Origin of the sequence: uncultured Granulicatella sp. (assembly GCF_963528195.1) — a bacterium.
GTDB lineage: Bacteria > Bacillota > Bacilli > Lactobacillales > Aerococcaceae > Granulicatella.
Genome location: NZ_CAURVN010000040.1, coordinates 1 through 12,130 on the forward strand (window position 1 = coordinate 1; position 12,130 = coordinate 12,130).

The 12,130-nt window shown below is 32.8% G+C and carries 10 protein-coding genes; all 10 read right to left on the reverse strand.

The features are described from left to right. Positions 1-116: 116 nt before the first annotated feature. Positions 117-656, reverse strand: coding sequence for a DUF402 domain-containing protein (locus RWR88_RS07465; RefSeq protein WP_020991225.1), 540 nt, complete (start codon positions 654-656; stop codon positions 117-119). A 101-nt stretch (positions 657-757) separates the two neighbouring features. Further along, the gene (mutY, locus tag RWR88_RS07470) at positions 758-1,939 is read right to left on the reverse strand and encodes an A/G-specific adenine glycosylase (RefSeq protein ID WP_314451521.1); all 1,182 of its coding nucleotides are present in this window, start codon (positions 1,937-1,939) and stop codon (positions 758-760) included. Continuing rightward, on the reverse strand, positions 1,930-2,748 hold the full coding sequence (gene recX, locus RWR88_RS07475) for a recombination regulator RecX (RefSeq protein WP_314451523.1): 819 nt from the start codon (positions 2,746-2,748) through the stop codon (positions 1,930-1,932). The genes mutY and recX overlap by 10 nt, the downstream gene beginning before the upstream one ends. Before the next feature lie 108 nt (positions 2,749-2,856). Next, a complete protein-coding gene (locus RWR88_RS07480) occupies positions 2,857-3,735 on the reverse strand; it encodes a glycosyltransferase family 52 (protein WP_314451525.1) in 879 nt (292 codons plus the stop codon). A 12-nt stretch (positions 3,736-3,747) separates the two neighbouring features. Beyond that, positions 3,748-4,917, reverse strand: coding sequence for a hypothetical protein (locus RWR88_RS07485; protein WP_314451527.1), 1,170 nt, complete (start codon positions 4,915-4,917; stop codon positions 3,748-3,750). Further along, a complete protein-coding gene (locus RWR88_RS07490) occupies positions 4,907-5,572 on the reverse strand; it encodes a cytidylyltransferase domain-containing protein (protein WP_314451529.1) in 666 nt (221 codons plus the stop codon). The genes RWR88_RS07485 and RWR88_RS07490 overlap by 11 nt, the downstream gene beginning before the upstream one ends. Beyond that, positions 5,569-6,828, reverse strand: coding sequence for a glycosyltransferase (locus tag RWR88_RS07495; protein ID WP_314451531.1), 1,260 nt, complete (start codon positions 6,826-6,828; stop codon positions 5,569-5,571). The genes RWR88_RS07490 and RWR88_RS07495 overlap by 4 nt, the downstream gene beginning before the upstream one ends. Continuing rightward, entirely contained in the window at positions 6,825-8,420 is a 1,596-nt protein-coding gene (locus RWR88_RS07500) for a glycosyltransferase family 52 (protein WP_314451533.1), read from the reverse strand. The genes RWR88_RS07495 and RWR88_RS07500 overlap by 4 nt, the downstream gene beginning before the upstream one ends. Positions 8,421-8,584: 164 nt before the next feature. Then, on the reverse strand, positions 8,585-10,867 hold the full coding sequence (locus RWR88_RS07505) for an SIALI-17 repeat-containing surface protein (protein WP_314451535.1): 2,283 nt from the start codon (positions 10,865-10,867) through the stop codon (positions 8,585-8,587). A gap of 12 nt (positions 10,868-10,879) precedes the next feature. After that, positions 10,880-11,968 (reverse strand): YSIRK-type signal peptide-containing protein, encoded by a 1,089-nt coding sequence (locus tag RWR88_RS07510; RefSeq protein ID WP_314451537.1) that lies wholly within the window; start codon positions 11,966-11,968, stop codon positions 10,880-10,882. Positions 11,969-12,130 lie beyond the last annotated feature (162 nt).

The following is a 12,130-nucleotide window of genomic DNA, read 5'->3' on the forward strand; positions in this document are numbered from 1 at the left end:
TTACCATAGCTAGACTTACTTTTCAAGTCTTTTTTGTAACTTTTTTTATATTTTTTACGAAAAAAGTGTTTTGAAGCATTCACTTCAAAACACTCTCTCGCTCACACTACCTTGAGTTATTGTTTACGATAGGTTAGTTGACAATAACGTTCATACCATAAGTCAACATACTCTGGTGAAAACGGACCTTTTTTATTATTAATCCAATCGACTAGAATCTCAACATTCGCCTTCAAAATTTGATCGATTTCTTTTGAATAATGCATTTGTCGGCGGTGTTGTTCATATTCGTCGACATCTAATAGTCTTTTTTCACCATCTGGGAATATTTTAATATCTAAATCGTAATCAATGTATTTTAATGCTTCTTTATCTAATACATAGGGAGAAGCTAGATTACAATAGTAGGATATTCCTTTTTGACGAATCATGGTTACTACATTAAACCAGTAATGCTTATGATAATATAACAATGCTGGTTCTCTTGTTAGCCAACGTCTTCCATCCGCTTCTGTTACTAAAGTATGATCATTACAAGCGATAATTGCTTGGTCACTTGTTTTTAGCACCATACTATCTCTCCACGTACGATGAAGACTGCCATCATGTTTATAACTCTTGACAGTGATGAATTCTCCTTCTCTTGGATTTTGCATCACGAGTCCAACCTTCTATATCGATTTTAGAAAAGCTCCCTTTTCTTTACATTCATTCTCGATTGTAGTATAGCACATTTCATCGCTTGTGTGAATATCTACTACTTATTATTCTCGTCTTGCCCTGATACATGTTCCCATAATTTTGTTTGAACTTTTGAAAAAGGCATTTTATAAAACTCTTCTGCTTCTACCCATCTTAATTCTCTATCAGTTAATCTTTCTATTTCATCATATGATTGTACTTGATATTTTGTTAATTCAATTTCCCATTTTTGATGACTAAAAATATGTTTGATTTCACCCTTCAATTTCTTACCTTTTTGAATCTTTAATTGATAAATTGATTCAAATTGTGTTTCTAACGGGATATTTTTATTTGGATAATCTTCAACTTCTTCTGCTATTTCATCTAATAAACTCAATTGTTTCCTTGTAGGTGTATAATCTCTTATTAATGGAAAATGCCAAAATCCACTTAATAAATCTGCATAAGTATTTTTCTCTAATAAATATTGCCCTTTATCATTTTGAATGACAAATGCTTGCCACTTCATTGGCACTGGCTTTTTCTTAGGAATTTTCACTGGATATAAATGCATTGTTCCATTTAAATACGCTGCACTAAATTCTTTTACCGGACTATCTTCTGGATGTGGTGTTACTGGTGATTCAATATCTGAGCCTAAATCCATCAATGCTTGGTTAAAGTCTCCAGGTCGCTCTTTTGAAATAATTTTTTCTGCAACTGCTTGAAATACTTTTCTATTGGATGGATTACCGATATCTAATCCTATTTCAAACAATCGGCTAATAACACGCATTAAGTTTCCATCGACTGCTGGTTCTGGCAAATTAAAAGCAATACTAGCAATCGCTCCTGCTGTATATGGTCCAATTCCTTTTAGAGTTTGGATTTCTTCCATAGTATCTGGGAATTCACCATTATATTCTTCCATAATTTGCTGAGCAGCTTTTTGCATATTTCTGACTCTTGAATAATACCCCAAACCTTCCCAAACTTTTAACAATTCTTCTTCTTGTGCATTTGCTAAAGACTCAATTGTTGGGAAAGTTTCTAAAAATCGATAATAGTACGGAATCACTGTGTCGACCCTTGTTTGTTGAAGCATTATCTCGCTCACCCATATATGATAAGGATTATTCGAATGTCTCCACGGTAAATCTCTCTTTTCTTTGTCATACCATGCTAATAGTTTTTCCTGAAATGAAGCAATTTTCTCTTCAGACCACATTTTAATTCCATATTGTTCTAAATCCATTCTTCACTCTCCCATTTCAACTTTTCAATCGCTTCATCTATAGCAGAACTACTGAAACCTTTTTGATATAATTTTCCTTTTAATTGATACCAAACTTGTGAATCTGTTGCTTCATATTTAGAAAGTAAAGTTTTCAAAATTCTCTCACCTTGTTTCATCACTAGTTCTTCTTCATTCTCTTCTTGCTTTTCAAATGTCAATTCTGAAATCACAGATTGTACGATATCTAAGTCATATCCTCTTTGCATTAAAAAGCCATACACTTTTTGTTTCACTGTCTTAACAGGTGCATTTCCTTGTCGGTCGACATATTTTTGTGCAATTTCTATTGCTTGATCTAATTGTGTCGCTTCATCAAACTCCGTTAAAGCTTTTTGAATAATAGAATCATTCACACCTTTTTTCTTTAATTCAAACGCTACAGCTTTTGGACCCTTTTTCTGTAATGCAAAATTTTCTCGTACATAACTTTCTGCATAAAACTGATCATTGACAAATCCATGATCCATTAATTGTTGTAAAACTTGGTTTATCACTTCATCGTACACTTCTAGTTTTTCGAGTTTTTCATAGACCTCTTTAGCCGTTCTTAACTTAAAATTTAAAAAATGCAAAGCTTTTTGGTATGCGTTTTGATACTGTGTTTCCTGTTCAATTTCACGGATTGTATCTTGCGTTATTTCTGTTCCTTTTGTTAATGCGAACTTTAATAAAGTAGCTTCATCTACTCCAAAAGCAAATTCATCATTAATGTAAATATTAAAACGATTTTGCTTTTTCTTTTGTACTTCAATTTTAGTTACTTGCATGATATCCCTCCGTTCTTTCTTTTTATTGTAACAAAAAACTATAAGTTATCCAAAAATCCTGCTAGCTTTTACACTAACAGGATTTTTTATACTTTCTGTATTTCCTTATTACCAGCCCAATGGGACATGGATAAATTCACATCCTAATTTTCTTAATTCATTTTGACGTTGTTCATAATAAGGAATCGAAATCCCTTTCAAACGCACATGAGACATACCTTTTAAATGTAAACATACAGACGAAGTAAAATGATACACTTCAATGAACTCATATTCCTTCCATAATTCAGCAATTAAATCTTCAAAAATATATGGTGAATTCAAATATTGAACTCCTTCAATATGAAATCTTTCCTTTGGATGAGGAATATAGTAATCAATCTTTAAAGCATGAGCGTAGGTTGTTATAAAACGCACAGAAATTGCATCATCAGTTTCAGAAAAATTTTGTCCCAATAATACTTTAACAGTTTTCCCGTTTTTAATAGGCTTTTCTTTTGTTTCAAAAAAATTATCCAAATAGACTAATTTGTTCTTACTAACAACATGATAAGGACTCTCATAAAGAGTATAATGCTTTTCCGTTTTTTTAATTAAATCATCTCTAGTGATACCGTATTTCCCTATTTGCCTTTCTATTAAAGGCAAGGAGTACATTCCATATGGAAAAATATCAGCATACCCATCATCAAAACTCATCAACTGTTTATAAGTAGAGCAAGCTACTAAATCTAATACTAATGGATGATCAAAACTAGCATAAAAAATTTTAGAATAATCCCCCGAAAATTTTTCAACGATGGCATCCATATCTTCTTGTTTCTCCAAACAATAAACCGCTGTAAAGTCTTTCGAATAATATTGATGGCGCTCATTCATCACAGGTGTGACATATAACGTTGTAAAATTTTCTCCTACATACTCATTTTGAATATACATTGCAATTTTCGCCTGTAAAGGCGTCGTCGCAATTAACAAATTTTCCATTCGAGCCACTCCTTACCCATTTTCATTTTTATATTCATTAAAGAACAAAACAAATATGAATCCACTGATAAATGGAACTAATCCATACATCCACATTTCCATTTCAAAAGTAATCCTAACAAAAACTAACGAAATACACATGATCAACCAGACAAATGAATGGATTTTCTTAAAAACTAACCCTAGAATTACTAAACTAGAAATGACCGTTAGAAAAATTCCCACATATCCTACAAAAAATTCATAAGAAGAAACTCCACCAATTGCTTCTAAGCAAAAAGCTATACCCGTACTGATGAATAAAATTAAAGGAATGCTATTAAAAGATGAATATTGTTTCACCAAAATTTCAAAACCAGTTGATAAAGTCGTCTGAGCTGCCAATAAGACTCCAATCGTTACAGGAAGTGCCGTCCATAATCCTTTCATCTTTGCATATTGCAATAAAACATTATCATCAAAATTATATCCCGCTTGTTTTAACGAAACTCCAATCAGATACAAAACACCAGTGACAATAATCCCTAAAAAAGAATTCAACAAAATAGAACGTAATAATTTTGAATGCCCTACTTGTTTAAACCTCTCTTGCAAATCGGGACTGACTAAATAGGAAGAAAGAGTTTGAAAACTTGCTCCTACAAGAATGGTTCCTGAAAAAGAATCTCTTGAACTGGACAAGCCTGAAAACACAATTCCTTCCGAATTCATTCTAATAAGAATAGTAATAATAGAAGCTAATAATATAATTGAATAAATACTGTCATATTTTACAACAACAGGCAACCCACCTCGAGCAATCACATATGCCCACAACACAAGTACTACTATCCAAATAGATACTGGTATCATAGTTAATTCTTTTAACATAATTGCAGGAATATATAAAATAATTCCAATTCGTAATAATTGATACATCGTCCATAATAATTTCGATGCAATATAACTTTTATAACCGAATCGATCTTCAACAAACTCAAAAACATCTTCATATGAAATTATACGTTTTAAAATCCAATACAAAATAGGAAGGGCTAAAATAATTCCAAATTGAGCGACAAAATTGCGATACCCATTATGATAGGCTGTATCCACAATCCCAATCAATAAAATCGGCGATAACAAAGTCGCAAAAATTGATAAGCTATAACAAATCCACTGAAAAGATTGCTTAAACTTCATCCATTTGTCCCCAAAGATCTGCCAGTTTTAAATCTTCTTTTGTATTAATATCGATATTATATTTTCCTTGTTGCAACACATACCCTAATTTTCCACCGTAAAACGATTGAGACTTAAGAAAAGCTCCCACAGTCACTCCGAATAAATTACCATTTGGATAATATTGTTTTTGATGGATTTGCCGATTTGTCTGATTTGCCTCTACTTGTTTCGATAGTAATTCTGTTTTATTTAACGGCGTTACAAATAAAGCTGGATTTAACTCCACTTCTTTAACCGTTATTACACTATCGTACTGCTCCATTAACTTCAAAACTTTTACCAAATCTTCCTTTGAACGATACGGACTTGTTGGTTGTAATAAAATAATTTTATCTTTTGAATCTAGTTGAAAAGCTTCAATGACATCCGTTAACACTTCCACCATAGTCGCCTGAGATGTTGCTAAACTTTCCGGTCTATGATGAACATCTACCCTGTCATTCTGAAATAAATGCGTACTATAATCAGTTGTCACAATCACTTTATCAAACAAATCCGCTTCTATAGCAAAATCAATTGCTCGGTTTAATAGACTCTTTCTACAAACAACTTGTAAATTTTTATTTGGCAATTCAACTGAGCCACTTCTTGCAGGTATTACGGCAATTTTCATTCCATTCCCCTTTTCTTTTTATTTAACACTTCTTCATAAAGAGATTTCACTTTTTCTTTTCTATATTCTTCTGCAAAACTTGAAGATTGATAGTGACTTTTTTCATGATAGCTTTTTAGCAACTTCACTATTTCATCAAGCGATCTAAACGTATTCGTATGCCTACAAACTTTTTCATAATAAATATGCGCTAAATCCGTATGCGACAATAAACAAACTAATCCACTAGCAGAAGCCTCTACTGCAGAATTGGCAAAGCACTCACTATATGAACAAGATAGATACCCTTGATGGTTCTCATAAGGAACAGAATTTACAAACCCTGCATACGTTACATTTTCCGGAAGTTGTTCTTTCGTCATTCCATCCGGCAATGTTCCATAAATGGTTAAACGACTCTGTGGAACTAATCTAAACGCTTCAATGGCTAGTTCACAATTTTTAATGATGGTCATATTCCCAACAATACACCAATCCGTCACTGTTTCATACGTTTTTTCTATTACCTCTTCCACATAAACAGGAGGCAAAAATCTCACAACATCGCTTCCTAATCGTTTTTCTAATACTGGACTTGCGACAATATTTGTACACCAATTTTGCAAAACAAATTTCATAAAAGGTGCTAAAATATCGTAATGAGTAAACGCCAATAATTCTCTTTTTGTATTTTGAAAAAACTTTCTCAACTGCAAAGGATATTCATTAATCATATCTATCATAAATTTATCTTGAGGAGTTGAATGCTCGGCTAAGTATACACTCACCAATTGCCATTGCGAATAATGTTCTCCTGTTGCCACAAAATGATAATCATGATAATTCTCACTAAAATTCCCTTCAAGTATAATTCCTTTTGTTCCATATAAAGTAAAGGTATTAGAAAACATATTCATCCGATAAAATAATTGCGAAGTATAGCACTCAATCGTTCCATCCTCATAATACACCAATCCTACATAACCTTCTTTTGTATATTTAACTTTCTTTACATGCTCTAATGAAGTAAGGAAATCCTTTGAAACACTTGGACGAACTCTAGCTAAATCAGACAAATCAAAAATCGCATGATAAAAATTATGAAACCCTAATTGTTCTAATTGCTCTACAAAGTTTGGAACAATATTCTTCAGATTTGTAATCACCAATTGATGCTCAATTCCCAATTCTTGCATGATAGACTGCCGAGCCAATTGACTACTTTCAAACCCATAAATAGCACTTGGAATTCCTTCTTTAATCGTAAATACTCTCATCTTACTTCTCCTTCTAAAGCTTCTTCAAGAGATATCCCCCTTGTTTTTGCTAAACGAGCACGAAAAGTCATTTGTCGATGATAACTTTCATTAGTTTGTTCATAAGCAGTTATAACATTTAATACTACAGCATTTTCCTTTGTGATCATTCTTGCCCATAAATGCCAATCTTCATATCCGTCATATCCGAGTTGATAACCACCTGCTTCTTCATAAACAGACTTTCTAAAAATAACTGTTGAAGGATGAAATAAATTTCGATACGCTAATTGGAACCATAGTGTTTCCCCATACAAATGATTCTGTCTATTTATTTTTAACATTCGTTTTTTTTCAGGTTCTTCAAGATTTACTCTTGTTCCAACAATATCTAAGGAAGGATTAGCTTCTAAAGGATGCAACACCGTCTCTAAATGCCAAGGCATCCACACATCATCCGAATCTATTCTGGCAACGTAATCTCCTAAAGTTCGATTCACTCCCTCAATTAATGTTTGCGAAATACCGTGATGCACTAATTTTTCATAATGAATCCGAGCATCATTTAAATACTTCTGGCAAACTTCTTGTGTTTCATCAGTTGAGCCATCATCTACAATCCATAATCGAAACTGTTGGTGAGTTTGATTTAAAACTGATTGAATCGACGCATCAATCGTTTTCACTCCATTATAAACAGGCATCATAATATCCACACAAATATCGGATAGAGAAATATTTTTATATTGCACCCCATAATTTTGTAACACATCTGACTCAAAGCTACTTAAGAAGGTACGATATCCTTGCACCTTTACTCCTTCAATTTCTTTTGCAAAAATAAACGAAGTTGAATAGAAACCATACACTTCAACAAATTCATATTCTGCTAGCAAGTCATAGATTTCCTCTTCAAAACATTTTAAAGGAGTTGCCACTTGAACATCTTCAATTTCAATCGCCACACGAGGATGCGGATAATAGATATCGGCTCCACAGTCTTGTATCGCTTTTTGCGTTAGATATTTCGTAACTTCAATATCTTCCTCATCAAAAACTGACCCTAACGCTTGACCAAGAAAAACTCGAAGCGTTTGTCCGTTATTAGCACGTTTAAAATCTACTGGTTTCGTATCTAAACATAATGGGATTTGTCTTCCTTCTTCAAACAACTCTGTCTTCTCAAACACAGTAAAATGATTTTGAGAAAGGCTCATTATTTGTCCTAACGTTAAACCTAATGGCGACACTATTCTATTTTTATTTTGTGTATACATATTCGGAACAATAATTGAAGTACTGCCATCATCAAAAGTAAATAATTGCATTCTTTTAGGGTTGAAAAAACTTAATGCCACTGGATTATCTAAACTTGCTAAATACATCGAAGAAATGGTTTTCCCAGAAAGAGAATTTTGCAAAGTTTCTAAAAGATTTTCCTCATGTAAAATACACACATCTTCACAAAATTCTTTCATTTTTTCTGCATAGATTTTCTGCCTTGGATCATCTGACATTAACAAATACATTCCGTAAAATTCCAAGTTAGTATAACGCGCTATTTCTCTTGCAACAAGAACTTGGAATGGAGAAGTACAAAAAATTACATTCATAATTGCTCCTACTTTCTAAGAATTTACATAACTCTATTATCAGCCTCAGTATACCATAGTCTTTCTACATCCTAAAGTTAAGCAGACGAAAAAGGAACAGCCTTTCGACTGCTCCTTTAATTGTTTGAAAAATCTACATCTATACTTTTAACAAGTTGCTTCATCTATTTTTCTTTTTTCTTGAAAGTTGGAACTAGTAATCCTAATCCTGCAAGAATTGAACTTGCTGCAGCTCCAAAAATTGCAAACTCCTGTCCTGTACCTGTCTGAGGTAATTCTTCTACTTTGTTTGTAGGAACTGAAGTTTGATGTTCATTTCCTTCGTTCGAAGGAGTTACGTCATTTGTTTTTGGTTCTTCTTTCTTAGGTTCTTCAGGTTTTGGTTCTGGAGTTTGTTCTGGTTGTGGTTTGAATTCCGGTTTAGGATCTGGTTTATAAGCTTGTTTTTTCTTGAAAACATGAGTAACAATACCATCAGCATCTACTGGAATTGTTCCAACAAATTCATATCCTTCAATTGTACCTGGTTCAAACGCTTCATTTGCTTCACCTTTTACAGAAGGTTTTTTCGCATCTGCTGGTTTTAAGGTATTTCCGTATTCATCTACCCATTTAGTAATAATTAATTGTGGTAAAGTTAACGAATCACCCAAATCTCCGTTTACTGAACCATTGAATTCAGGGACATCCAATACTGGGGGTTCTTCTGACGCTAGTCCCCCTTTGAATTCAGGAACTTCTAATACAGGTGGTTCATTTGATACTACCCCTCCTGTATATTCAGGAACTTCCAAGGTTGGCGGATCTACTGAAACAACTCCACCTTCAAATTCTGGCACATCTAAAATTGGTGGATTTTCTGATACTGCCCATTCAACTTTTTTAGGTTCTAAAACATATTGATAAACGACAGTAGTTGTCCCTTCTTCGAGTATTCCATTTTCAGCAATGACATTATGGAATTTTTCTGACACTGGATAAACACCCTGATATTTATACTTTTTACCATCTACTGTAGTAATTTCATTTAATCTTTTATCTTGAGTACTATAAAAAGGTAGAAGTTCATAATTAACACGTTCTCGAGTTGAAATAACTTTATCTCCAGATTTTGTAAAATAAGTATAAATTGTCTTTATAACAGCATCTTTTTTCACGATTTCTTCTGATTTGATTTCGTTCCCTTCAGCATCAACATATTTAACAATTACCGAACTTTTCACCTCTTTTTTAACTGGCGTTGGATCTTCTTTACTTACGAAACGGTAAACATAGCTAACAATCGTTTGAGGTTTATCTATTGTACTTCTTTCATGTGCAGAACCATAGGCAATCGCTTCAAATTCATAAGCAAATCCTGTCTTATCGCCTATTATTGTATTGAATCTCTTCGGAGTTGCATCATAAACGGGCTTTAATGTTTCAACCACTTTTTCTTCCCTAACTTTTGTTGTTCCAGAAAAGACATCATATGTTTTTGTTATTTCATATGGTGTATTCAATTCCACTATTTCATCAGCTTTTAACTTTTCTCCTGAACTTGAAACATATTGAACAGTCACTGTCCCTACTTTTGTGTTTTCAGTTTTAATTGGATTTTCTGAACGCTTTGTACTCAATTGATAGTAATGATTTACGATAGATTTCCCTTCTCCCATTACTTTATAAGCACGAACAGGAGTAATAATTTCTTTTATCTGATAATTAGTTTCTTCCTTTGTGGTTACAGTTTCTTTTCTAAGTTCTTCTTCTTCTATCGTTGAAGTTTCATTGACCACATGAATATTACTTAAATCATCAGAAATTGAAACAGTACCTTTATTAGCATAGACTGGATCTTCGCTTGTTTCTATTTCAGGATTTTCTTTTTTCCACTCAGTATATTTGTCAACTTCCTTATGATAAGTAGTAATTGTTTTATCAACCATAAATCCACTACCATAATTTACAACTTCAACTCCAGAAGTTGAACTAACTTTATCCCTTGGATAAGCATAACTTAATTTCCGTTCTATAGTTCTAGTTACATCTTTAATATTTCCATATTCTACAAGATCATTGGAATTTGAATTTAATGTAATCTCAAAGCCATCAACAAGCTCTTGCCCAGACAAAATATATTGTTTTATCTTATTCAATATCTCTGGTTTTGCATTTAGAAACGCAATACTATCCTGGTTTAAGCCCACTTGCACATTATTCTCTTTTATCAGTTTAATAATGTTATTAATTCTATTTTCCAGTTCCTCTTTTTTATCTTGAACTTTCTTTTTAGCTTCCTCTGTTATTGCTCTTTTTTCAAAATAATTAATAATCCCATATTCTCTGAATTGAGCATCTTTTAAAATTTCTTTTAAAGAAGCGTGAGATAAGTCTAATTTACCAGGATAAACAATCTGATCATTAATTTTTATCGTAGAAGAAGTAGGATAATACACCATAAGCATAGTTCCATCTCCTTAAACAACTTTATCATCATCCGTCCCAAAAATCTGATCTTCCCCTGAAACTTTAACACTGAAATCAGATTGTGGAGTAGAACTATAAAATGAATAAGTTGCTTCTAATCCTACTTGTTGATTCACAACTTTCTCTTCTAATTTATCATAAAACTCTGTAACTCGTTTTTTCTCACGAGTGTATTTAATAGTATTAGTTATTCTTTTCCCACTACCATGAGCATACGTATCACGATCCATCACAAGAACTGTATCGCCTTCTTTAAGAGTCACATTTTCTTTCGTGAAATCTTTAGCCGTTGCTTGTCCATTTTTCCATGCATTTACGGCTTCTTCATCACTATTGATATTCGATGCTTCTACATACTTCCCATAATGTCCATCTGAAGTTTCTTCTACTAAGTAGACTTTTCCAGTTATTTTTCCATAATTTATTTCACCAAGACTGTTATGCATTCCTTCTGGAGAAACTGGAGCTTCGATATCGTTAAATTTCGTTTTTTCATAAGTTGCTTTATCTGAATTGATTACTTCTGAACGAACTAATTCATATACTTTGTTGTTAGCTTCAAGGTGAACCTTTCTACCTGTGTTTTCATTAACAGCACCCGTTTTTTCTACAGTTGATTCACGATAATCTTTTCCGTCTGTATCATATGCGATACCTTTTTTATCATAAGGTGTATTTATTGTGCCACTTTCACCCTCTACAGTTTTTGAATCTTGTAATTTTGATTTATCATCTTCTAATAAATAATTCACTGTAGCTTTCGTTGTAAACTTTATTGTATCAGTTCCATCAGGATTCCCTGTATTTTGATTGGCTTTTGTCAGTTGGTTATATCTAATATCCGCAACGGCATCTACTGTTACTTTCTTAGTTGGATTTTGATCATCCGTAAAAGTTGTTTTTGCACTAGAGGGTACTTTATCAAATTCTTTTACAAGCGTTGTTTCGTCTTTCCCATCTGAAGTTACATTCGCATAGACAGATTGATTCGCAAAAAGTACACCTATAACTGCACTTGCCAACCCAATCCCTTTGAATTTCCGTAATGAATATTTCCTTTGTAAATTATTATTTCCCATATTTTTCTCCATTATTATCTTTATTTTGAATTTTATGCTATACGATATAATTATACTCTACTTTTTTAGCATATTTAAGTTTATTTATATTACATATATATTACAATTTCTAAGAAACACAAACATTTGTGACACGAACCAGTGTCAATACAACTTGTGGGA